The organism is Bacillus sp. R86525 (genome assembly GCF_042466195.1).
Classification (GTDB): Bacteria; Bacillota; Bacilli; order Bacillales; family Bacillaceae_G; genus Bacillus_A; species Bacillus_A nitratireducens.
The window spans coordinates 2,924,001-2,948,813 of the sequence record NZ_JAXHPX010000007.1; the positions used below are offsets into that span (position 1 = coordinate 2,924,001).

A 24,813-nucleotide genomic window follows, 5' to 3' on the forward strand; every position below is an offset into this window, starting at 1 on the left:
TCCTTTTTTTCTTCATTATATTCTGCGATGTTTCTTTAAAGCAAATACATTTCCTACTGCAAATAATAGTGAAAAAAGAAGTAAAACAGTAAGATCTAAAGCAATTTCTGTAAATCCTTGATTCCGAATCATTACTTGTCTCATTGCGTCAGCACCATACGTGAGTGGAAATAATTTACCTAACATTTGCAACCACTTATTCATGGATTCCATTGGAAACAATCCAGAAAAGAAGACTTGAGGTACAATTACAAGCGGTATAAACTGAATCATTTGAAATTCATTATTTGCGTATGCCGATAAAAATGTACCTAATGTTAATGCAGTTAAAGAAAGCATACATGTTATAAGTAGCGTTAGCCATATTGAACCAGCTACATATAAATCTAAAATATAAACTGAAAAACTTACAATAATAATAGATTGTATAAATGCAAAGATTCCAAAACCAATAATATATCCTACAACTATTTCCCATCTTCTCACCGGCGTGGACAATAATCTCTCTAATGTGCCACTTAACCGTTCTCTTACAAAAGAAACTCCCGACAATATAAATACAAAGAAAAATGTAAAGAAACCAATTAATACGGGACCAAGCCCATCAAACATCGTAATGTCTTTAGAGCCATGTAAGTAATTCACTTCAGGCTTCATAACTGATACATCATTCTTTTCTATACTCTTTTGCAACACTTGGAGTACAGCACGATTTTTTGAAGAATCACTGCCTTCTAACAGAAGATTCATTTTCCCATTCTCTAAATAAATTACTGCATCTACCTTTTGTTTTTCTAACTCAGAAATTGCTTTCTCTTTCCCGTATTCATAAATTGAGGCTTCTTGATTTTTCATCGTTTTTACTATAGGAGCAGGCACATCGACTACGGCGATATGCGGTGTATAGTCTTTTTGTGTAAATATTAGCGACAATAACCAAAGTAATAACATTGGTGCCCCAAACATCATTGCTAAAGAACGTTTATCTCGAAAAAATTGACGAATGATTCGGATGACTACACCATTAACTCTCATGATTCAATCACTCCTTCTAACATAAAGACGTCTTCAATTCTTCCAGATGATGTTTGGTTTTTTAATTCCTCAGGTGTACCAATCGCAACTAACTTCCCTTCTCTAATTAGCCCTAGACGTTCGCAAAACTCTGCTTCATCCATAATGTGCGTTGTTACAATAATAGTTGTCCCTTTCTTTTTAAGATCATAAAACTTCTCCCAAATCGATTTTCGAAGAAGTGGATCTATCCCAACTGTTGGCTCATCTAAAATCAATATTTCTGGTTCATGTAGGAGTGCTATCGCCAATGATAAACGTTTTTTCATTCCACCTGAAAATTGCTGTACTTGCATTTTCATATGCTCGGATAATTGCACAAGTTCAAAAACTTCTACAATTCTCTCTTTCTTACGCTTACCTTTTAACCCATACATCGTTGCAATAAAATCTGCATTTTCATATGCCGATAGTTCTTCGTATAATGCATCAGCCTGAGCCATATAACCAATTCTTTTCATTCCATTTAAATTAGGCATGTTTGTATTAAAAACAATTACATCTCCTGTAGTTGATTCATTAATACCTGCAATCATTTTAATGAGTGTTGTTTTCCCTGATCCGGAAGGTCCAACCAATCCAAAAATTTCTGCTTTTTCTACTTGCAACGAAAGGTTATGCAAAACTTCTTTTTTCCCAAAATTTTTTGATACATCTCGTAAAATAATTGAAGATTGTTGCACTAAAAATCCCCCTTTTCTGTAAAATGAGTGAGTACTCACTTTTATTTTACTCTCGAATTATTATATGTCAAACTTTACACATAAATAATTTTCTGTTAATTACTAAAACAATGAAACAGAGTCGACATTAGAATACCTTTTCTGAAAGTCGACTCTGTTTCATTGTAAATTATTCGATTTTAGTTATGTTTTTAAATTTAAATATCTTCTAATTCTAGCAACATCTAATGAATATTCGATAACTATTTGCTGTATTGGTAATATAACCGTTTCCGGATATAAATGTGCATATTGTAACGTTTCTGCATACTTTTCTAACCGTTTTTCTAAATACTTTACAATTTGCTCAGGATGACTTACTAATAAAGACGTACTATAATAATGAATTTGCTCCTCAATCGCCGTATATTCTTCAATTTCAAATTCTTTATGCATTTGTACACCCCTTTATATTTTTAATATTGCTTAATAATAACTATTTTAACTCGACTAATTTTTAAGTTTTTTGATTATTTACACTATAACAAACTCAATAGGTCAAAATTTGTTACTTTATGTAACGTTGAAAAATTTTAACAAAATTGTAATGGAAACTTGTACTCAAGAAAAACTACCTTTAAATTATTCTCCTGAACAAAAAAGCCGTACAGATTAATTTAACTGCACGACTACAATCTCAGGTCTATTAAAAACTCTTTGCGGAATGATACTATTGCCTAATCCTCTACTAACTATCATAGACGTATTTTGTTGTTCATATAAACCCGCTGTATATTTGGGCAGTATTCCTTGATTAGGAGCAACTAATCCCCCGATAAAAGGTAACCGAACTTGTCCCCCATGTGCATGACCCGATAACACTAAATCTACTTTCTCCTCAGCATACTCTTCTAAAAATTCAGGCCTATGGGATAATAATACATTATACCTATCTGGCTGCGTTTCAATTTTTGCTTTTACAATACTTCCTTCATCAATATCTCCAGTATAAAATTCCGGATCATCAATTCCTAACAAGTTTATTTCGTGTCCTCCCTTTTGTATTATTACATGTTCATTTCTTAAAACAGTGACATGCTGTTTCTTTAATTTTTTTCTAAACTGTTATATTTTCCTGACCATTTTTCATGATTTCCTGTCACAAAATATACCGGATATTCCTTTACAAGTTCTCGTATTACTTGCATACTAATTTCTGCATCGTACGATTTACTGTCTATTAAATCACCCGTAATAGCAATAATATCTGGATTTATGCTTTTTACTTTTTGAATTAAAACGTCTTGATTATCACCAAATTTTTTATTATGTAAATCTGAAATTTGTAGTATTTTATATCCTTTAAAAGAAGAGGGAATTTTACTAGAGGTTATTTTAACCTCAGTTATACTTATTAAATTGTTTTGTAAATATAAAAAGATACTAATGCCTACTAATATACCAATAATTAATATGATTCTTTTAGTCTTCTTGTTCATATTTCCTCCTAAAATCTTGATCAGTACTACAGTTCACAATAAATATTACGTGCCCTTCGCATTCAGAATAACTGAAATTTTTTAATTGATTTATAGTATTTGTTATAGTTTTATACGCCACTTATAAAATTTTTCAATCGCATGCGTGTATGATGTCATGCTCATTTTTCAGTAATTTTATAGCAGATCACTGGAATCTCTTCATAATATTAACATTTATCTTACTTAGTTTGATAACTATATCATGATAATTCCTATAGTTTTTTATAAAAATATTGTGTACTTTTCTCGAAGTATATACGACATTTGATTACAAATATATTATTGCCACTACGATTTTAATTTGTTTAAAACGTACAAAGAGAGAATTGAAACACTAAATTGCCTTATGAAAAGGTATTACTGTATTATTTGTTAGAAAATTGAAAAAACATGTGTAGATAGCTATCATTGTAAGTGCATATATAATTAACTTTAATTTTCTGACATAATTTCACATAATTCTTAAACTAGTTTTTTGCGTGCATTATGAAATAAAATATTGCCCCATGTCAGTCTTTAAAAAATTATATATCATAACTTTAAGGGAGGAAGAAAACTATGAAGATGAAAAGAAAAATCATGATGACGACAGCACTTGCAGCTACATTGGCTACAGGTGCACTACCAAGTACATCGGTGTTTGCTGCTGAAAAAGAGGCTCCTATCCAACAAGAAGAGACACAGATGAGTATTCAACCATTTGCACAAAATAATTTGGAAACAGCAGTTAAAGCTGCCTTAAATGGTCCAGAAGTTAAAAAAATTAAAGTATTTGAGCATGAATTTAATGTAAAACCAATTGAAGTAGTAAATTTAGGTGGCGGTAAAACATATGTTAAGGGACAAATTTCTCATCATTTAAGTTTTCGTCCAGATGATCAATTTTATTATGAGTTTACAGTGCAAGATGGAAAGGTAATAGATAAGCCTGTATTTAATATCGATAGAGGTGGTTGGACACCATTTGCTGCTCCACTTTTATCAATTCTTGCTGCGTATAATGGGATTCCAGTTAATCCAAATGATTTAAATGCACTTGGTCAACAGATTGGAAAAGTGATAGATGGAAGCTGGGAACATGCAGCCCAATCTATCGCAACTGTAGTTAGTTTAAGTTTTAATGAGTAGAATTTCTTAATTTTTGTTAGCCTAACAGAGTCCCATTTTTCGTAAGTGACCTTGTTATAAAAAATTCTGAAACAGCTATAAATAGATTTTTACCACTCAGTCACATTATCTTGATTTGTTAACTACCTTATCATTCATTATATGTCACAAAATAGAAGTCTTTTTTAAGACTTCTGTTTTGTTTGTATACAGTACAGCGGAAAGTTTGTTTTTTACCTATCTATGCTTCAATTCTTTAAGAATCCGTTTGACTATTAGATACAATTTATTACAACAAACTATTAAAATCTCAAATAACTTCCTACCCTATTTTGATTTTTTTCAAACACAAAAATTCATTACTTTAAGAATGAAAACAATAGATGTAGTAAAAAACCATCTTGTTTTATTCTATCTATTGTTTAAAAGTCAGGAGAGATAAAATGAACAAAATAAAAATGAGGAATTTTTTTAAAATCAGTATCCTTACTTGTTTCACACTAGCAAGTTTAAGTACACCATCTACTATTTTTGCTGATAGTCATCCAGGTTATTCCTATGAATCCAATATAGGCTATCAAAACCCAGCATGGATGTCGAAAGTAGCAGATTCAACAAAATTGAGTGAAATATCTATTCCAGGGACTCACGGTACAATGGCTTTACATGGAGCAAGTTTTCTTGATGAAAATTTGACAAGAAATCAAACTATGAGTCTACCACAACAATTAAATTCCGGAATTCGATATGTAGATATGCGTGTTAAACGTGTAAAAGATTCTTTTGCAATGTACCATGGGATTGTAAATCAAAAAGCAATGTTTGAAGATGTATTAAAAGAGGCAATTCAATTTTTAAAAGATCATCCTACAGAAACAATTTTAATGCGCTTAAAAGAAGAAACTACTCCTGAAAGTGGCTCACTATCATTCGAGGAAATACTTAATAAATACAAAGACCTTAATTCTTCCTATTTTTGGGATCCGAGTTCTGTACCAACTTCAAAAAGAAATAACCCTACTCTAGGAGACATCCGAGGGAAAATTGTAATCTTACAAAACTTTACAGCCCCTCAGCAATATGGTATTAATTACGATAGCTTAAATATACAAGATACATTTGAAATTGAAAACGGACCAGACGGAATGTATGAAAAATGGAATGCGGTGAGAACCCACCTTCAAAATGCAAATAATAATTTTAACAATGATAAAATCTATCTTAACCATTTTAGTGGCACAGGTGGTGCTGCTGCATTATTAAATAATGTTTATCCTTGGTTTGTTGCAAGTGGTAAAGAGAGCAGAAATACTGATAGTAACCCCAAGATGATTCAAAAAGCTACAACTACTGCGTGGGAAGATTTCCCTCGTGATATAAATGGTCAAGTATTTTATGGTGGAATGAATACACTTGGGACCGAACTCTTGCAACAAGGTGGAATTAAACATTCTGGTATTATCGCAGCTGATTTTCCTGGTCCAGGTTTAATTGATAGTATCATTAAATTAAATGGTATACATTCGAATGAAAAAGAAATATTAATTTCGCAAATTTCATCCGAATCTAGCCCTTTATCCGGACAACAAAATCGATCCAGTCAAAACTTTAAAATTGATAGTTTACCTGTAGGTACTAAGGAATTAAAATGGATTATTGAGCCTTCAGAAAAAGATCATCCTTCTTCTATCTCTTTCAATGTAATGATTGACGTTTCCCTAGGTACAGATTCTACTCGTTGGAAAAATATTTCACATGGATCTAGGACTGAAGCTTATACGAATACTAAATATTATATTGCAAGCCCACTTGGTGCCACTAACAAATTTACAGTGAAAATATACGCTATTACAAATTAGAAAATAAAAAATCCCAATGGAATTCCTTTTTGATGGAATACCATTGGGGTTCTTTAATAATTTCATTTCGTATATATTGGGATGAAGAGTAAAAATTGCACCCCTGTTCCGGTATTGCACATAGAATAAGTGATAACTACCCTTTTCCACTTATCATTTATTTAAAACTGGCTTCCAAAGCGATAGTGCAAAAATCCAATTTGGATCGCCGTTCCCTTGATAACTTTGAATCGCTTCATACACTTTTCCCTCATGTACTACTTTATCACCTTTATTGTATGCTTTTCTTGCATCCCATTTTTCATAAGTAGAGTCCTCTAGTTTTGTTGCTACAGTTAAAACATCACTTCTACTAGACTCATTTCCAGCTAAATCAACCGCTGTCACTACATATTTGTACGATGTATTTGCCTTTAAATTTTTATCCACAAAGGATGTATTATCCGTTGTCCCAATTTTATTCATAACCCCTGCGTTTTCTCTATATACAACATAATGGTCAACACCTACATTATCTTCAGACGGACTCCACATCAAATCAACAGTTGTCGCTGTTGTACCCATACTATGTAATCCTTTTGGTTGAGTCGGAGCCTCTTTATCTGGAATTTCATTTGTTGTCTTAGCCTTTAGCTTTTCACTTTCTTTTGATATGTTTCCAGCAGCGTCTAATGCCTTTATTGTATAGGTATATTCCGTATTTGCTTTTAATTTTTTATCAGTAAAAGTTGTACCTGGTACCGTACCAATTACTTCTCCATTACGTAACACTTGATATTCTTTTACGCCTATATTATCAGTAGAGGCCTTCCATGTTAGTTCAACACTATTGGCAGAAACTTTAGACGCATTTAATCCCGTTGGTTGACTTGGAGCTACTGTGTCGGGAGTTTCATTATTTACTAAATTCACATCAATTACGTTATAAAACGCATTTGACGTATCTGCTACATCCCATACAGCTAAAATAACATGATAACCATTGCGATCAGTTGGTACATTAATTGTATGTGTTAAATTATTTGATGCTGCCGAACCGTCATGATTCACAGTTCCAATTGGTTCTAATTCAGCACGTGTTAATGGTTTATTAGGATCCCATCCCTTTTTTGTAATGTAATAATGCCATTTACTTGTAGAATGTGCCGCTGTGTATTTCCATGTAAATGTATTTGCTCCCCCCTTTATTGTGTTTTTGAACCAGCGATTTGATGTTTGTTGGTCAAGAATCCCTCCAAACAATCCTCCTGCCGAAGCAATTTTCCCATCAATCGGTCCACCATCTGGGAATCCTTTAGGTGCTTCTAGACTTTGAGGTTCGTACATTACATTTCCACAATTTAAATTTAATGCTCCATAATTCTGACTACATAAAGCAGCACGACTACTCGGCTTTTCAACAAACCCATGTGCATATGCACTTTGAGGAATCATTGTAATTGCCGTCACCCCTGCAGCTAAAACACAAGCACCAATTCCTTTTTTACTTTTTCTTAATCTTTCTAACTTAGATGTTAATTTTAAATTCATACTTGTCCCCCCAATATATTGTTTACGCTAATATAATAGCAATATAGGGATAAACGAACAAATCACCTATTAATATATTAATAGTTCAATAACATAAACACATTTAGTTTATTTATTAACCTGATATGGGGCTAAATTAAGCAAATTAATTCTATTTTGTAACATTATGTAGTAAAGAGTTTATAAAAAACCAATAAAGATTCACAAAAAATCCAAATATCGATTACTTAATTTTTTACAACCACACCCCACACGATAACTACATTATTAAGCAGGTTTCATGATTTATTACATTCTCTCGCCACCTGACAAAATCAGATCAAAAACATATCCCTGCATATTATCAATTAGTTTAACCACATCTGGATTTTTATCGTTGCTCAGCGACCAATTAATTGACACCATTGCGTTTGCTGTATACAACTGAGCTACAAAGTCAATCGGCACACTTACTTCAACCTGCTGCTCTTTCAAATAGGAATAGCAGGCATTATATAAAATGGATTCTAATTCTAAACGTAAATCCGCTGAGGGAACACGTACATGGAGTAAAGTTGCAACCTCTTTTTTTCGCGCTGAGATCTTATCAGTTATCATATTAATAGCTTGAGCCACATTTCCATTCTCTATTAATGCGAAACGAAATTCAATTTCTTCCTTGAACCAGCAGACATAATTTTGCACTAATTTTTCCAAAAGATCATATTTATCTGCAAAATGGCTGTAAAATGTGGACTTACTCACCATAGCATGTATGCAAATATCTTTAGTTGTAATTCGCCCAAACTCTTTTTCGTTCAAGAGGGTAATAAGTGTATTAGAAATATTTTTCTTCGTTTTATAAACGCGAACATCCTCTCCCATTAATAATCAATCTCCTTCCCAAAGTTGCTTATCAAACCATTTATATCCTTATGGTTCGATTTCGTACTTCTTACCCTTTCCTGCTTGTTGTTTCTTTAATATACTTCTCTTATCCTTACCTTGTAGTCAAATATAAGGAGGGGTTTTATGTTTAAACAGTATGTAAACAACGAACAGTTCAATTTGCAAATTAACCGTTTTTTCAACGATTTCTATCAAGACGATGAGCGGGCAAATCAAGATTTGCAAGCCATCATCCCAAGACTTACAGACACGGACAGCTGGTATAACACTTGGATAGAATATGCAGCAATGCGGGAGCATCAGAAAGACTTCGATCTGGCTTCGGTTTATTATCAGGCTGCCGAGTTTTATATGGAATCATCCGATCAAAAAAAAGAAAAAGTGTACCAAAAATACCGTGAAACTTTTTATAAGGGCTTTCATGACTTTGAGTATGAAACCTATCAAATTCCTTATGAAGATTCCTATCTTCCTGCAATCAAATTCATGACACCAGGCGCATGTAATACACTACTTTTCTTTGGTGGCTACGATTCCTACATGGAGGAAATGATGAAGATGATGAACTACCTCATAGGAATCAATTATAATATTATAGTTTTTGATGGACCTGGACAAGGAACAGCACTGAAAAACGGCTTAAAATTCATCCACAACTGGGAGAAGCCCGTTTCCACAGTCATTGACTATTTCAAACTTGACCGTGTTAGTATTCTCGGAGCTTCTTGGGGCGGCTACTTGGCAATGCGTGCCGCCGCTTTTGAAAAACGAATCGACAAAGTCATCGCCTTTAATATTTTTTATAGTGGCCTTGATGCACTCAAGATGCGCATGCCGGATAATATCTGGAATAAATTGACCACGCTTCTGGCTACTAATGAAGCTGACAAAATTAATACCATGTTTAAACAAATGATGGCCACCAGCATCGACCTGAACTGGAAAGTTAAAAAAGGTATGGAAAATACAGGTGAAAAAACGCCATTTAACTTACTTAAAAACTTTGAAAAACATACGATGGCAGGAATCGGTCAGTTCATAAATCAAGAAGTATTGCTCCTGGCTGGTGAAGACGATCAGTACGTTCCAATTAGCCGATTACCGCAAATCGAATCGGAGCTATGTAATGCAGCCTCCATCACTTCTGTAGTTTTCACTAAGAAAACTGGTGGTGAACAACATTGTCAGGCTGGTCATCGTCACTTAGCTTTTGATGAAATTAAAAGATTTTTGCGACATAGCTTCTAGTGAATAATATCAAGCATTTTAGCACTTTCAAAATTTTTTATATACTAATAACACATTAGAACATGGTGACTATCGTGACACTCCTCAAAAAAACTGATATTTTGTCATAAAAGAAATCCCCCACTTATTTGTGGGGGGATTATTCTGTGCTTTACTTATAATGATATGTGTGAAGTTTTGTTTATTTACAAACCTAAAATCCCTACAATCTGACTCGCCTTTAAATTAGTAAAATAATTGTTTATCTCTAAGCCTTTTCTTTCAGCCTTTAGCACCTTGCCTCTCATTTTCGATAAATGTTGGGAAACAGTAGATTGTGTAACATTACATTTTTTATACTGAATTAACTCGTTTATAATTTGCAATCTAATTGGATGTGCCATTATTTTTAACATATCTACATCCTCTTCAGTTATTACACTCTTTTTCATTTCACTTTTATACATTGTCATAAGAAATTCTCCTTTATTATCCGTGCATTTCCGCACGTCTTTTAATTAGAAGTATATTCTAAAATTATTACGGTTTAATATTCTTACTTTTTGGTATATTGAAGTTTATATTTTCAAAATAATATCATTCCAGAAACGCCTTACACACATATTGTGAAATTCCAATATATGATTCATATGAACTTAATATACGGTTTAAATGAATCTTATATAATAATTCTCACTTCACTATGGAGACACTGTTGAAACTTTACTTCAATAACTCTGTAGGAAACTTATAAACAACTAAAAAAGGACACACCTATAGCATATGTATGCGTAGGTGTGTCCTTTTCTAAGATAAATTTTAGAGTATTAACTTCTTTTTATCACATCGTATAAGATAACTATTTAAATTTTAAAATATATAGTATAGAATAGGAACATTCGCTATATTTATGTATGAAAGGATTTTCGGAAATGGACTTGTTGCAAATCAAGAAAATGGAAAATTTAATTTGGACTATTGAACATAGTAGTGACCTCTCAAAAAGGTTTTACATAATAAAATTTTTTGATAGAGAAAATACAATTAAGCCAATTGAAACATTAGAATTTGGAAATAGAAATATCGACAAATTTGAATGGGTGTTTATTAATTTCCAAGGGTAGTAACAACTTATGTCCCTTCCACTGGAAGGAAACCTGATGAATCATTAATAGATACAACTAGAGAAAACAGTAAAGAATCACTTATTTTACAAGGAATACGAACCTACACCAAGTTTTGGTCATGTTAACCCCCACCCTTCTATAGCAGCAAATATAATTTTGCATAAAATGTGTTTTTTTGAGTTAAGGTGAATTCTATATGTAAATTCTTCTGAGAGTTTCATTCACATTGTATTGTTCGTTATTTGAAGAACAAGGAGTTTTTTATAATATACGATATATCAATTTTTAAAATGTATGCTTATACTTATTTTTTTAGGCATTTTATTCTCTTAAGAGCATCCACGCAAATACATGCTCTTAAGAGAATAAAAGTAGTACGCATGAGATTGAATGAATATTAAATAAAACACTTTGGATCTGGAACTTACCTTACACTTTGTTTTATATACATAAAAGAAGAGGAGAATATCCTTTTTTATTTTTATATTTTCCTACTAACACTTCAAACAATCTATCAGGACGTTAAGTAGTGAATAGTTCAATTTAAGGGGATTGTTTTAGTCTCTACTAATTCACCAGAAAATTCAGTTTCATATTTAACCTTTCTAAATTCTAGATAATTAAACCCTTGATTAGCGCCTCATCGGTTGAATCAAAAAGGGTATGCACTTTAATACACCTAGTCCAACAAACGTAAATATTACTCCTACCAAATCTAACAAAAAAATTTGAGTAGCCCCCTATTTATTGCACTAATTATAACTAGAGCTAGCCCTTTCCTTTTCTTTAAATTCCTACTTTAACTAGACCATACGGACGTTAAGTGATATGAGTTCATTTTATAATGGGGGAAATTTTCACCTTTTCTAAACAACTTATTATATTATTTTTATCTAATAAGGCACAGAAACAAATTAAAAAACTTTAGTGCTCCTGAGAAAAAATCTCTTGAGGAAAAACGTTTTTAGGGTACTTTTATACTGACTCTTTTCCTTAAAATGTTTCTGTACCTAATATTTAAATTAACTTATGTCAAAATATTTCGCAATACAAGTGCTAAATGCTACATGGATATATAGAAAATGACACTTTTTATCACCATACCCCCTCAAATACTTATATTAAATATAGAAAAGTCACCTTACTATTATTAAATTTGTTAAATTAAATAATGAAAATGGAGAATACTAACTTTATAATTGTCACAATTTAATATATATATCTACTCTTTTATTACTCGTAAAAATCATTTGATAATTCCTTCAATATTAATTTATGAAATGCAGAGACCATCTAAAGCAACAATTTTCTTACATTAGATTGTTTTTCTATTTAATTTATTTTGTCGAAAAAAGTCGATATTTTTATATTTTTTTCATTTAATTATTGTACATTTGCACATTTAATGTTAGGATTATGCCTATTCAAATTAGATCCTATTGATTCCTCTTTAAGATTTCTTTATTTTATTTGTGAAAATTAGTTACTTTCTAGTAAATTCCCAGCAATAATACAGCAAACTACACTAATAATAATTCTAAAATTATATTTTTACCTCGTAAATTCATAAAAAGGAATTTAAGTCAAACTATATTTTCTATCTGTGTATATTCATTCTTTATTCAAACATGATTAATTATAAGTTCTAACTCGTTAATCAAATTTAAATAACAATTTTGATTCTAAAATAAGTTCAAAATCAAAATAAATATATTGTTATTTCAAAATAATGTTGTAAACTATCTTTAGAATGGAAAGATTTATGTAACAGCATGTTAAGGGTTTACAGGGGGAATAAAAATGAGAAATTTTTTCGATGACAGGTATAAAAATATTGAATTAAAAAGGAGACTATTAAATATAATTAGTGAAATTAGTGAATTAAAAGGAAAATTAGCTGCTTATCAGGAACAAAATCCTGATATATTTACTAGCTTAGAAAAAACCATACCACTTCATTACATAAAAAACTTTACTACTACCTATGAAGATATAAAAGTCCCTAATAAAAGATTAAAAGAACTTATTTTAGATGATATAGTACCTCAAAATATTTCGGAAGATGCTATCTTTTGTTTTTATCAAACACTTACTTTTGTACATAAGAATTCCTGTGATTTATTAATCAATCCAGAGACTATACAGGAATTACATTTTCAATTAATACATTACATTACCTCTGACAGTGCCAAATGGCGCGAAAAACCGTTTACTATTCCAGGTATTCCTGAAAACGGAATGCACTTAAATAGTTACCGCATTCTTCCACATGAGCTTATTCCACAAGTAATGGAACAATTATGTGATCAATATAACTCATTAAATTCTAGTAAGGGCCATCATTCACTTTTATTAATAGCTCGTTTTATATTTAATTTTTATTGCATAGTCCCTTTTAATCAGGGTAACGGCAGATTGGCACTTATGTTAATGCAATTGCTATTAATTAAGAGTGGAAATACATTTGTAAAATATGTATGTCTGGATAAATACATTAAGAAAAATGAATCTGAATATTACAATTCGATTTATAAATCTTCGGTAAATTGGTACTGCGAGGAACATAATAGTAGCTTTTGGTTAAAAACGTTTTTAACTATTATATTAGAGGCGTACAAAGATCTTCATAATACAGTTCTAGATTCTATATGTAAGCATACTAAAGTGGAGAGAATTCAGGATTTTATCCTTAAACAAAAACAACCCTTTACTAAGGAGTGTATTCGTAACACATATCCAGACATAGCAGAGAGTACAATCAGTAAGGCTTTAAATTCCTTGCAATTGTTTGGCCATATTAAGCTAGTGACAAAAGGAAGAAATGCTAGTTGGATTAAAGTTTAACTATACTTGTAAAACACTTACAGTTCAAAAAGGAAAATTATAACTTTATCATTTAAATTCATGCCTTTGGACTCTTATTCATTGAATTTCACTTTAATATATTAAGCTATTATTACTAATTTAGTTATTTCTAATTCCTACAAAATGTTTTATAGGAATATTTGTCGAAAAAAGTCGCATTTTAATATTTTTTCTTTATTTTCTGGTTGTAAACGTTTCATTTTCGTGTTACCATCTTAATCAAACAATAGATGGTAATAAAAATGAAAATATTTCTTTCCCTTAGAAACATATAAACGTACGGTCATATCAAGAAAATAAGGCCAAAGAAATATTTGATACCTATCCAAATTACCAATAGGAATTTTGCCGCATTAACTTTCTGTTATTTCAGAATAAAACTTCAAATTTTGTCCCTAAACAAAATTTGTTAGCGTGCAAAATTCAAATACACTAAAACACCCAAATAAATGAAATGTCCTTTTTTATTGAGCATTGAGGTATGCAAAAATAATTCTTCCTACAAAATTCAGCTGAGTAACATAAAGACATCTAAATTACTACCTTTATCGCCATCTATTGTTGACAACATATCTACCAACTATTAAAAAGAACCTATCAAGGGTTCTTTTTTATTATAATCATTCAAATTTCACTTCTATCTTGATACTTAGATTTCTACACAAATTACATCTACTTTTTTACTCTCAATTATTGAATTTATTATATAGTACTTCAATTTTAGTTATTCTTGATCTCAATCCGTTTAAATTAGTGAATAAAATTCAAACATATAAAAATAATAACTACAACTAATCGTTATATATTAAAGAGGTGTCAATTTTGTCCTTAAATGAAAAGACCCTAGAAACAAAGACAGATAAAACTATTGAAAAAATCCAAACAAGTAACTTAAAAGAACTTAAAAATACATTAGATAACATCTTTGATATTAGTGCAGATTTGATTGAACATCCTTTGCAATTAAAAACAAACACGAATATTTTACTATATTATTTTGAAGGCCTTACAGATGGTGTCGCATTAAAAGGAAATGTTGTTACACCATTATTACAAGAAGTGAATGAAGACAGTCAAATATTTAATTCTAATATTATTGCTACTCATACCAAAATAGTATATACGTGGAATGAAATTAAAGAAGGATTACTTGAGGGACAATGTGTACTGTTTATGGAAGGAGAAAAGAGGTCCCTTCTAATAAATACAAAAGGCTGGGCAGAAAGAGCGATTCAAGAACCCATTTCAGAAGTTACTATTAAAGGCTCACATGATGGGTTTATTGAGAATGTCACAAAAAACATAGGCTTAATTCGTCGATATATTCCTTCTACTGAATTAAAAATTAAAAAAATGACAATTGGAGAACGCGCCACTTCTTTAGTCTATTTAATTTACTTAGGGGATGTAGCAAACGAAGATGTGGTCCAAGAAATAGAAACTAGAATCTGTAATATTAAAACGGATGCGGTATTGAGCATTGGAGAACTATCTAATTATACAAAAGATCAAAATTGGACCCCTTTTCCACAGGCTTATTTAAGTGAACGCCCAGATGCCATTTCTAATCATATACTCGATGGAAAAATAGCAGTATTAATTGATAGATCTCCTGGCGCGATGATTGTCCCAATGAATTTAATTGGATTTTTTCAAACTCCAGATGATTATAATATTCATTGGCTCATTGCATCATTTTTTCGCTTATTACGATTTGCAGGATTTATTATAGCAATTTTTTTACCCGCATTTTATATTGCTATAGTCTCTTTTCACTTTGAAATCATTCCTATAGATTTATACACTTCTATTGCAACGTCAAGAGTCAAAGTTCCTTTTTCTCCTTTACTGGAAGCTTTTATAATGGAAATCACACTAGAAATGCTACGTGAAGCTGGTATTCGCTTACCACAACCAATTGGACAAACCATTGGAATTGTTGGAGGAATTGTAATTGGGCAGGCGGCTGTTCAAGCTGGTCTTGTGAGTAACGTTATGGTTATTATCGTATCTATTACAGCCATTGCATCATTTATTGTTTCTAATTATGATTTATCAAGTTCTATACGCCTTATTCGTTTTCCAATGATGTTATTGGCATACTTTTATGGGATTGTAGGTATTGTTAGTGGATTAATGCTCTTATTTGCTCATTTTGTTTCACTAACTTCCTATGGTTCACCATATGGATTGCCAATAGCACCATTTCGTCTCCAAGAGTTAAAAGATTCATTTGTAAGATTTCCTATTTCTATGATCACCACCCGCTCGAGTACCGGACAGCCGAAACAAAAAAAGAAAAAAGAAGGTGGTTCGCATGGGGAATCTTAAATTCCAAAACATAACTTTATTTGAATTTATTGTTTTCATTCATTCACTGCAACTAGCATCAGGTATGTTAATTATGCCAAGCCCACTTGCTACTACCGCTGGCACAGATGGCTGGATTTCTATCATTCTGGGTTGGATAACTACTTCTATAATTGGCGTATTTATTATATTAATGTTACAAAAAAATCCTAACAAAAACTTCTCACAGATTTTAAAAACATACTTTGGTAAATGGATTGGGACAATTTTTTTTCTTTTATATGCCTTTTATCTATTTTTTGCTGGTTTTAATACTTTATTAAAGGCAACTGATATTGTAAAAGTGTGGATATTCCCTTCCACTCCTGCTTATCAAATCGCCATATTATTACTATTGCCTTTTATTATTTTAGCCTTGAGTGGGTTAAGGGCTCTTACTAGTTATTCTATGCTTGTTTTCTTCTTCACTACTTGGATGCCACTATTTCTTCTTTTTTCACTAAAGAGTAACTACAATCCTTCACACCTACTACCTATTTTTAAAGATGGCTTATACCCTATTGTAAAGGCAACGAAAGAAACCATTACCCCTTATGCCGGCTTAGAAATTGCATATTACATATATCCGTTCTTACAAAAAAAACAAAAAGCTATAAAGGGACTACTAATAGCGAATACTGGAACCATGTTTTTCTATCTATATGTGACTATTCTTTCTTATATATACTTTAGTCCGGAGGGGATAAAAGACGTAATTTGGCCAGTATTTCATCTGTTAAAAGGAGTTCGTTTTTCTTTCATAGAACGATTAGAAATTATATATATCGCTTACTATTTAATTGTATTTTCCACTACAATATATCCATATTTATTTTTCAGTTTTGAATCTGTGACCATTTCACTTCAAAAAAACGCTCGCAATTGGGCGCTGGTTGGTTTTATGGTATTAATAGTCAGCTTATTTATTTTTCTAAATCCCAATGTGGATCAATATTTATTTATATATTCTCTTATGGATATCTTAAATATCATTTTCTTTATTCTATTACCAATTTTATTTTTCGCTTACAGCATTCTTTTTGCTTGGGTTACTAGGGGGAAACAACTTTGATTCGAAAATGGATATGGATTTTAATTTGTTGTGTATATTTGATTGGTTGTAGTCAGAGAATTCCTCTTGAGAAGGTTTCATTAATCCTATTAATTGCCTTGGATAGAACCCCTAATGGAGACGTAAAGGTGGGCACAAGCATACCACTCTTTCATCATAAACAGCAAAAAAGTACTATAGAGCATTGGACGCAGGCATCAACTGTATATAATGGATTCAGTAAGATAGATACGAAGTTAACGGGTTATATGACAGCCTCCAAAGCCGAAATCATTTTAATTGGAAAAAAATTAGCACAAGAAGCAAATTGGATACAGGAGCTTGATTCTTCTTACCGTGATCCTTACGCTACCATTAATGCTAAAGTAGTACTTGTTGATGGACCTGTAGAAGAAATTTTTACAATTAATAAGCCCGATAAACCATCACTACCATCTTATATAAGTAGTGTGATTGAATCCTCCATTCAAAATAATCAATCAGTTTCTTCCACGATTCAACAATTAATGAGAGAAAAAAATGAAGAAGGAATGACACAAGCTGTTCCAGTTATCAAAAAAACAAAGAATGAAATTGACACGGTAGGAATTGCACTTTTAGATCGACAAGGAAAATTTTTAACTCGTATCCCTAAAAAAGATGTTAAGTTCTTCAATCTTATAAATAAGCCCAAAAATAAAGGCCGGATGATACTACACCTTTTGCTTCCTCCTAAAAAATCCAACAAAAAACCAAACACCTCTATCTTGGTACAGAATGTGACAAGGAAGATAGAGGTTAATTTTCAAAACGGAAAGTTTGTATTTAATTTCGATATAAGCGCTAATGTAGCCTTAGTAGAAAAAACCAATGCGAATTTGCTTAAGGAGCATTATGATAATAAAAAAAACATAAATAATTTAGAAAGCGCTATCCAAAAAGAAATTAATAAGAAATTACAAAATATGTTGCATGAAATACAGCATAATAAAATTGATCCAATTGGATTATCCCTATATGCTAGAGCTTTTCAATATAAAGAGTGGAAAAAAGTAAAAGGAAATTGGTTGCAAGCGTTAACAGAGGCTAAAATAAATGTAAAGACACACGTCAAAATAAAAGATACTGGGACCATTAGAAATTAGGTCATCCTATTCTTGTATTTTATATAATGTCTCCTATGAATTTTCCTTCCTCCAGTATTATTATGTGAAGAGTGATTATACTTGAGGAAGGGTCTTTTGGTTTGATTCTAGCCAATAGATATTTTCTTTTTAACTAATGGTTCATACAGAATTCAAATCCGTAATTATATATATAACTATTCACGTGTTACAACCACCTCTGTTCCATTAAAATCCTTCGTAATTACTCATCTTACACTGCATTAATACCTATTTCTTTTAGAGTATTTCAACTGATTCTGTTTCACTTTCACTACTGACATCGTTTAATTTTCTTGTATCACTTGTTTTTCTTGTATTGAAACCTGATTATTATCAAAGGACATTTTGTAACCAAAATATATCAGGAAAAATAATAAAATAATTATCCAAATACAAACAAATACTTTATAAGAATGCTTCATATTATATACCTCAATTACTCTATCTATATTCAAGTATTTTAAAAGCCCAGAAATCCGTATGTATAAATTAACAAAATACTAAAACGTTTAAATTTCTCTATGAAAAATATCGTCTAGGCTTTTTTATAATACTTAAAATATCTAGGTGATATTTATTAAAGTTTAGCTTTTTAATGATGGTTTAAGTACTAACTTCTTCTTTAATTCTGATAAATCTTTAAGTATAAGAGTCTGTGTAGTAAATTGACTGAACCTTATATATGTACTAAATTGTGTGTGGAAAGGAAGTACATTTTATTTAATCTCATTGCCTAAAAAACCCCTAAATAGTTGGTATTCTTCTTTTAAGACAGAAAGGAGTTTTAATAAATTGCATGGAATTCTAACTCAGACTTTTTACTACACACACACTCTTATACAAATAGAAAAAATCACAGTTTATAATTTGTAACAAACCATAAACAATAAGAAATCATTTCGAAATAATTGTTACATTTTATAACTTTTTGTAACAATAATGTAACACAAAAAAATTAAACGTACAATAGATTTTTTTATAGCATTTTTCCATGATCGAATATTTATGAAATGTCTAGGCACCTCACTACATTTCATTCCAATAATTTTCCAATACCAGTACTATTCTAATAACGATGGATTTTTCAAAAAAGCGCTATTTCTTTTATAAAAAAATAGTTGGTACCATTACCGATACATCCGAATTAGAGAACCATTAGATTTACATGCATGAGAACTACGGGAATAGCCTATTGAATTAGATACCGTAATGTTTCCATACTTTTAAATTTTCTACTTCAAACAGTCCGTGAGGCTGTTACGTGCTGAATGGTTTAAATGTAGTTAACTTCGAATATAATTTATGTATATAATTCCATTCAAAAATACAAAATATCTAAGTAACCATTAATAATTACATTGCTTTTTATCTAAATCCAAAAAGGAGCTGTATAGCATGGATAAAGAAAATCTATTAAGCCGACAGATTAATCACGTCCCATCGGATGCTCTGAATACGCCTAGTAAAGCTCAAGAACAAATGCTAGAAACATCCTCTCAAGACAAGCATAATCCAAGCAACAATCATGTTAACAAAAAAGGTATTACCCAAGACCTATATGGCACAGACTTACCAATTTCAGATGTAGATAGAACAACAAATCAAAAGTGAATTACAATGAAAAAAATCTCAAGAAGCAGTAAACTTGATTCTTTTCCATTTATAAATAACAGGTTAGGATCACCCTCCAAAATAAGGGATTGGTTTTAACGTAATTCCCAAAATAGTTCTCCTTCCTCAAATATGCGAAGGCCGATAGCACAAAGATGAAATCCCCTTTCTGTGCATAGATAAGAAAACGAGCACCCTATCACAATGGATAGGAGTGCTCGTTTTTACTTTTGTAGATCAATATATAGACATACTTCTCTATTAAAGGCTTTTTACGAGCAGAACGCTTCAATAAGAAACAAAAAAGGACCGTATTCCGGTCCTTTTCTATTAATTGTTATCAATTTAAAAACATTCATCCTACTCTATTCAATTTGGTCTCAACCTGCCTTGTTAGCTTAATAGACATGGAGCTTTTCCTCTTTTCATATAATTCTTATCTCCGAATCTGTCCATTTCCACGGATCACATATTTTGTAGAAGTCAATGCAGGAAGCCCCATTGGTCCCCTTACATGTAGCTTTTGTGTACTGATGCCAATTTCTGCTCCAAATCCGAATTCAGATCCATCAGTAAAACGAGTTGATGCATTATGATAAAGTGCAGCCGCATCAACAGCTGTGAAAAATTTTCCGACGTTTTCCTCGTTCTCTGTAATAATCGCTTCGGAATGCATAGATCCATACGTATTTATGTGATGAATCGCTTCTTCTATAGAAGAAACTACTTTAACTGCCAGCGTAAGAGATAAAAATTCTGTCCCCCAGTCTTCTTCTGAAGCGAGTACAATTGAAGAATCAATTGCCAATGCTTTCTGATCACCTCGTAGCTCCACGCCTCTTTCCTTCAAAGAAGAAAACAACTCGCTACCGAATTGCTGCGCCCAGTTCTCATGAAGTATAATCGTTTCAATGGTATTACATACAGATGGACGTTGCGTTTTTGCATTTATAATAATATCAATTGCCATTTGTTTATTCGCTGTTTCATCAATGAAAATATGACAATTTCCCGCACCTGTTTCAAGTACTGGAACAGATGCTTCTCTCACTACAGTATCAATTAATTGTTTGCCACCTCTTGGAATAAGAACATCTAAGTACCCATTCAATGTAAACAACTGCTTTGCACTATCTCGCGTTGTATCTTCTATGAGCTGTACACTTTCTGGAGGCAAGCTTGTTTGTTTGAGTGCTCGGTGAATAACGGCAACGATGGCTTTGTTAGAATTGATAGCAGAAGAACTACCACGTAATATGACTGCGTTTCCTGTTTTCAAACATATTGTAGCAGCATCTACCGTTACATTTGGCCTTGCCTCGTAAATTATCCCAACAACACCAAGTGGTACACGCATCTCCTGAATAGATAGTCCATTTGGTCGCTCCCATTCGCTTACACATTCTCCAACAGGATCACGTAATTCAATTAGCTGCTTAATTCCCTCTGCCATATCAATAATACGCTGCTCATTGAGCATAAGACGATCAAGAAGAGAATGAGAAAATCCTTTCGCCTTACCTTCTTCAATATCCCGTTTGTTTTCCTCTAAAATATAAGCTGTTTCTACTATTAGCCTTTCAGCAATTGAAGCAAGTGCTTCGTTTTTTTGATCGGTTGATTTAAGCACAAGATCCCTAGCAATTTCTTTCGCTTTTTTTCCCTTTGCCAACACTTCATTCATTTTTATTTCCTCCTTTTTAAAGATTACAGTTTGAGAGCCCTTTAACACCAGTATCTAAATCTTTCTTGTATTAGAATTACAGCTTAAAATGAAACCCAATGATCCCTATGAATGACTTCATAATTATGCCTTTCGCCTCTTGCTTGAATATCTTGGCTTTGCATACCTTTTACAGCCCCTAGTTCCTCTGCGTTATATGTGCATTGTCCTTTTCCAATTACGCGCCCTTGTTGCGTGATTACTTCTACGACTTCACCCACTTTGAAAAATCCTGACACATTCGTAACACCAGCAGGAAGAAGACTCTTACCATGCTGAATAATAGCAGTAGCTGCTCCGGCATCTACTTCAATTTGTCCGCTAACAAGCGAATGCAAGGCGATCCATTGCTTGTTCATCTTCATTTCTTTTTGAGGAGCATTTCCGACATACGTTCCATCACCTTTGCCCTTCAAAACATCTACAAACTTCTCTTGTCCACGTCCTGTTCCGATAAATACACTCACGCCAAGAGAGAGTGCTGTCTTCGCAGCATCAATTTTTGATTTCATACCGCCAGTCCCAAGTTTTGATCCAGCATCTCCTGCAAGAGAAGCGATTTCTTCCGTAACTTCAGGAAGGAAATAATATTTTTTCGCATCTGCATTTTTCTGAGGATTTTTGTCATATAAACCGTTCACATCCGTAAAAATCATAAGCATATCCGCCGAAACAAGCCCGCTTACTAAAGCTGACAGCATATCATTATCACCGAACGTCAGCTCCTCTAAAGAGATGGAATCATTTTCATTAATTATGGGAAGAGCAGAACGGTTTAGTAACTCTCCTAAAGTAGCGTAAGCATTACTATATTGTTCTTTTCTAGAAAAATCACTTCTCGTCAGCAAGAGTTGCGCAGTAACGATACCATACTTACGGAATTCCTCCGTGTACGCCTGCATTAACAAACTTTGTCCGACAGCCGCAGCAGCCTGTTTTCCTTTAATTGTCACAGGTCTGCTAGGATACCCTAGAGCAGAAAAACCTGCAGCGACGGCCCCAGATGTAATTAACAAAACTTCATGCCCTTCCTCTTTCAATCGAGCCAATGCGGCAACATGATCTGAAAGTTGTTCTTTTGAAATGCCTCCATGACTATCTGCTAGAGAGCTGCTCCCAATTTTTACAACAATTCGTTGTTTTTTCACTTTTGTATCCCCCAAGTCTAAAATCAAAGTTTTTTATAAATTACACTTCTATTCATACAGCTTGCAGCGATTTCTATTCTCACCAATGCTGCACCTAGCCTATTAAAGAGCAAAATAAAAATGACCGTTTCGCCCTTAATAAAATAAAAAGGACGAAACGGTCATTGTTCCGCGGTACCACCTTAATTGATATGCATAGATATCCACTTGGCGCCCATAACGCAGGCGTACGCCTAAACTTTCATTTAAGACTCAGGGATAGGTTCGATACTTTCTATACGAGGAATCTTTCAGCCGGTGAATTCCACTCTCTTTCGTAAGAAGACATATGTACTAATTCCCTTCAACGATTTTCAATCTAATTTTTTTATATTATGCGATATAGTTTGGTTTTGTGTCAAGAGATATTTTGAAAAATTATTAGAGCGACAAGTTTTTAGTATAAAATTATGAACATCACCATTTCTTAAAAATGTAGATTTAACTATACCTTATCGATTATTAATCAACATACAGCTTTTTAGCATGCAACACATAGAGCTAGTCATGTCACAAATCCTACAACTTCTCCTAATTCCTTATGCGAATAATAGAATGTTTTGCTATTATCAAACATGATTTTTGATGTTATCAAGTGTAGACAATACAAAATATTAAATTATACTGCATGTACTTATATAGTTTCAAATAAAATTATTTTCTTTATTTTTTGTATTGCAAAAAGGCACGCACTCTCTTAAAATGTTTCTTTATATTGTATGGGATGTTATTTACTTTTTCAGAATAATAATTTCAAACAGATAAAATTTATTATAAAAGGAGCCAGATCGAGTTATTATGGACAAACAAATTGGATTCATCGGATGTGGAAATATGGGGATGGCTATGATTGGTGGGATGATAAACGAAAATATAGTGCCTTCAGAAAAAATAATTTGTTCAGATTTAAACGTTACAAATTTAAAAAATGCTAGCGAAAAATATGGCGTAACTATAACTTCTGAAAACAATGCGGTAGCTAAAAATGCTGATATTTTAATTTTGTCAATCAAGCCAGACTTATACTTATCAGTAATTAACGAAATAAAAGACCAAATAAATGGCGATGTAATAATCGTAACTATTGCTGCCGGAAAAAGCATTATGAGTACTGAGGATGCTTTTGGCAGAAAGTTAAAGATTGTAAGAGTAATGCCTAATACACCAGCTCTTGTTGGCGAAGGAATGTCTGCATTATGCCATAATGAACTGGTTACAGAAAAAGATTTAGAAGATATATTAAACATTTTTAATAGTTTTGGTCAAACAGAGATAGTAAATGAAAAATTAATGGATGTTGTAACTTCTGTAAGTGGTTCTTCGCCAGCCTATGTATACATGTTTATAGAAGCCATGGCAGATGCTGCTGTATTGAATGGCATGCCAAGAGATCAAGCATATAAATTCGCAGCCCAGGCTGTATTAGGCTCTGCAAAAATGGTACTAGAGACAGGGATACATCCAGGTGCATTGAAAGATATGGTTTGTTCTCCAGGTGGAACGACTATAGAAGCTGTAGCAACATTAGAAGAAAAGGGTTTAAGAACAGCCATCATTTCAGCCATGAATCGTTGTACTCAAAAATCTGTTGAATTATCTAGTCAAACGAACAACAATTAAAATAAAATTTAACAATTGCGTATGCCTTTATTAAGTTGTATACCATATTCACATTTGATTTAGATAATCCTCATTATAAGTAGTAAATAAAACGGACGAATTCATACTTACTCGATTCTGTCCGTTTTGTTCTTTTTATTATTCTTAAATAACTTCACTCTTTCCTAATTACATGCCTTTTGTTTCCTCTATTTTCACCACTTATTTCCCGAATAAGATTCTACAT

Annotated in this window: 17 protein-coding genes, 2 pseudogenes and 1 other annotated feature; of the genes and pseudogenes, 10 read left to right on the forward strand and 9 right to left on the reverse strand. The window is 32.3% G+C overall.

Annotated features, from left to right (window positions below; all coding sequences use genetic code 11):
• Positions 1-15: 15 nt before the first annotated feature.
• The 4 genes and pseudogenes from SJY24_RS17645 to SJY24_RS17660 form a co-directional block, all read right to left on the reverse strand.
• Entirely contained in the window at positions 16-1,035 is a 1,020-nt protein-coding gene (locus tag SJY24_RS17645) for an ABC transporter permease (RefSeq protein ID WP_377865642.1), read from the reverse strand.
• Entirely contained in the window at positions 1,032-1,757 is a 726-nt protein-coding gene (locus tag SJY24_RS17650; protein WP_377865643.1) for an ABC transporter ATP-binding protein, read from the reverse strand. The genes SJY24_RS17645 and SJY24_RS17650 overlap by 4 nt, the downstream gene beginning before the upstream one ends.
• Before the next feature lie 183 nt (positions 1,758-1,940).
• Entirely contained in the window at positions 1,941-2,192 is a 252-nt protein-coding gene (locus tag SJY24_RS17655; RefSeq protein ID WP_002017002.1) for a hypothetical protein, read from the reverse strand.
• A gap of 216 nt (positions 2,193-2,408) precedes the next feature.
• A pseudogene (locus SJY24_RS17660) lies at positions 2,409-3,235 on the reverse strand (metallophosphoesterase).
• A 600-nt stretch (positions 3,236-3,835) separates the two neighbouring features.
• Here SJY24_RS17660 and SJY24_RS17665 point away from each other — a divergent pair.
• Together SJY24_RS17665 and SJY24_RS17670 are read left to right on the forward strand one after the other, a co-directional pair.
• A complete protein-coding gene (locus SJY24_RS17665; protein ID WP_002016999.1) occupies positions 3,836-4,405 on the forward strand; it encodes a hypothetical protein in 570 nt (189 codons plus the stop codon).
• A 422-nt stretch (positions 4,406-4,827) separates the two neighbouring features.
• Entirely contained in the window at positions 4,828-6,243 is a 1,416-nt protein-coding gene (locus tag SJY24_RS17670) for a phosphatidylinositol-specific phospholipase C (protein ID WP_377865644.1), read from the forward strand.
• Between the two features lie 153 nt (positions 6,244-6,396).
• On the opposite strand, the gene SJY24_RS17675 is transcribed toward SJY24_RS17670, so the two are convergent.
• Both SJY24_RS17675 and SJY24_RS17680 read right to left on the reverse strand, forming a co-directional pair.
• Positions 6,397-7,773 (reverse strand): lytic polysaccharide monooxygenase, encoded by a 1,377-nt coding sequence (locus SJY24_RS17675; RefSeq protein ID WP_377865645.1) that lies wholly within the window; start codon positions 7,771-7,773, stop codon positions 6,397-6,399.
• A gap of 288 nt (positions 7,774-8,061) precedes the next feature.
• On the reverse strand, positions 8,062-8,637 hold the full coding sequence (locus tag SJY24_RS17680) for a TetR/AcrR family transcriptional regulator (RefSeq protein ID WP_002136431.1): 576 nt from the start codon (positions 8,635-8,637) through the stop codon (positions 8,062-8,064).
• A gap of 147 nt (positions 8,638-8,784) precedes the next feature.
• Between SJY24_RS17680 and SJY24_RS17685 the strand changes: the two genes are divergently transcribed.
• The gene (locus tag SJY24_RS17685; RefSeq protein ID WP_377865646.1) at positions 8,785-9,909 is read left to right on the forward strand and encodes an alpha/beta fold hydrolase; all 1,125 of its coding nucleotides are present in this window, start codon (positions 8,785-8,787) and stop codon (positions 9,907-9,909) included.
• Positions 9,910-10,094: 185 nt separating this feature from the next.
• Here SJY24_RS17685 and SJY24_RS17690 read toward each other — a convergent pair whose 3' ends face one another.
• Positions 10,095-10,361: an ArsR/SmtB family transcription factor gene (locus SJY24_RS17690; protein ID WP_377865647.1), complete on the reverse strand. Its 267-nt coding sequence runs from the start codon at positions 10,359-10,361 to the stop codon at positions 10,095-10,097.
• Between the two features lie 459 nt (positions 10,362-10,820).
• Between SJY24_RS17690 and SJY24_RS17695 the strand changes: the two are divergent.
• The 6 genes and pseudogenes from SJY24_RS17695 to SJY24_RS17720 all read left to right on the forward strand — a co-directional run bounded on the left by SJY24_RS17695 (position 10,821) and on the right by SJY24_RS17720 (position 20,057).
• Positions 10,821-11,140, forward strand: a pseudogene (locus SJY24_RS17695) (hypothetical protein).
• A 1,675-nt stretch (positions 11,141-12,815) separates the two neighbouring features.
• Positions 12,816-13,859 carry a Fic family protein gene (locus tag SJY24_RS17700; RefSeq protein WP_016091364.1) on the forward strand — a complete coding sequence of 348 codons (1,044 nt, stop codon included), beginning with the start codon at positions 12,816-12,818 and terminating at the stop codon, positions 13,857-13,859.
• A gap of 843 nt (positions 13,860-14,702) precedes the next feature.
• Positions 14,703-16,211 (forward strand): spore germination protein, encoded by a 1,509-nt coding sequence (locus SJY24_RS17705; protein ID WP_377865648.1) that lies wholly within the window; start codon positions 14,703-14,705, stop codon positions 16,209-16,211.
• Entirely contained in the window at positions 16,198-17,301 is a 1,104-nt protein-coding gene (locus SJY24_RS17710; protein WP_377865649.1) for a GerAB/ArcD/ProY family transporter, read from the forward strand. The genes SJY24_RS17705 and SJY24_RS17710 overlap by 14 nt, the downstream gene beginning before the upstream one ends.
• Positions 17,298-18,425, forward strand: coding sequence for a Ger(x)C family spore germination protein (locus SJY24_RS17715; RefSeq protein WP_377865650.1), 1,128 nt, complete (start codon positions 17,298-17,300; stop codon positions 18,423-18,425). The genes SJY24_RS17710 and SJY24_RS17715 overlap by 4 nt, the downstream gene beginning before the upstream one ends.
• Positions 18,426-19,841: 1,416 nt before the next feature.
• A complete protein-coding gene (locus tag SJY24_RS17720) occupies positions 19,842-20,057 on the forward strand; it encodes a hypothetical protein (RefSeq protein WP_000356919.1) in 216 nt (71 codons plus the stop codon).
• A 436-nt stretch (positions 20,058-20,493) separates the two neighbouring features.
• On the opposite strand, the gene SJY24_RS17725 is transcribed toward SJY24_RS17720, so the two are convergent.
• Together SJY24_RS17725 and proB are read right to left on the reverse strand one after the other, a co-directional pair.
• Positions 20,494-21,741, reverse strand: a complete 1,248-nt coding sequence (locus SJY24_RS17725; RefSeq protein WP_377865651.1) for a glutamate-5-semialdehyde dehydrogenase — start codon at positions 21,739-21,741, stop codon at positions 20,494-20,496.
• 83 nt (positions 21,742-21,824) lie between these two features.
• A complete protein-coding gene (proB, locus tag SJY24_RS17730) occupies positions 21,825-22,928 on the reverse strand; it encodes a glutamate 5-kinase (protein ID WP_016129458.1) in 1,104 nt (367 codons plus the stop codon).
• 145 nt (positions 22,929-23,073) lie between these two features.
• Positions 23,074-23,284, reverse strand: a binding site (T-box leader).
• 481 nt (positions 23,285-23,765) lie between these two features.
• On the opposite strand from proB, the gene proC reads away from it, so the two are divergent.
• Positions 23,766-24,587, forward strand: coding sequence for a pyrroline-5-carboxylate reductase (proC, locus tag SJY24_RS17735; RefSeq protein WP_377865652.1), 822 nt, complete (start codon positions 23,766-23,768; stop codon positions 24,585-24,587).
• Positions 24,588-24,813: the final 226 nt, after the last annotated feature.

Excerpts from the sequence above, each read along its gene's own strand:
- SJY24_RS17645 (WP_377865642.1), bottom strand. The coding sequence starts at position 1,035 with ATGAGAGTTAATGGTGTAGTCATCCGAATCATTCGTCAATTTTTTCGA.
- SJY24_RS17655 (WP_002017002.1), bottom strand. The coding sequence starts at position 2,192 with ATGCATAAAGAATTTGAAATTGAAGAATATACGGCGATTGAGGAGCAA.
- SJY24_RS17665 (WP_002016999.1), top strand. The coding sequence starts at position 3,836 with ATGAAGATGAAAAGAAAAATCATGATGACGACAGCACTTGCAGCTACA.
- SJY24_RS17670 (WP_377865644.1), top strand. The coding sequence starts at position 4,828 with ATGAACAAAATAAAAATGAGGAATTTTTTTAAAATCAGTATCCTTACT.
- SJY24_RS17675 (WP_377865645.1), bottom strand. The coding sequence starts at position 7,773 with ATGAATTTAAAATTAACATCTAAGTTAGAAAGATTAAGAAAAAGTAAA.
- SJY24_RS17680 (WP_002136431.1), bottom strand. The coding sequence starts at position 8,637 with ATGGGAGAGGATGTTCGCGTTTATAAAACGAAGAAAAATATTTCTAAT.
- SJY24_RS17685 (WP_377865646.1), top strand. The coding sequence starts at position 8,785 with ATGTTTAAACAGTATGTAAACAACGAACAGTTCAATTTGCAAATTAAC.
- SJY24_RS17690 (WP_377865647.1), bottom strand. The coding sequence starts at position 10,361 with ATGACAATGTATAAAAGTGAAATGAAAAAGAGTGTAATAACTGAAGAG.
- SJY24_RS17700 (WP_016091364.1), top strand. The coding sequence starts at position 12,816 with ATGAGAAATTTTTTCGATGACAGGTATAAAAATATTGAATTAAAAAGG.
- SJY24_RS17710 (WP_377865649.1), top strand. The coding sequence starts at position 16,198 with ATGGGGAATCTTAAATTCCAAAACATAACTTTATTTGAATTTATTGTT.
- SJY24_RS17720 (WP_000356919.1), top strand. The coding sequence starts at position 19,842 with ATGGATAAAGAAAATCTATTAAGCCGACAGATTAATCACGTCCCATCG.
- SJY24_RS17725 (WP_377865651.1), bottom strand. The coding sequence starts at position 21,741 with ATGAATGAAGTGTTGGCAAAGGGAAAAAAAGCGAAAGAAATTGCTAGG.
- proC (WP_377865652.1), top strand. The coding sequence starts at position 23,766 with ATGGACAAACAAATTGGATTCATCGGATGTGGAAATATGGGGATGGCT.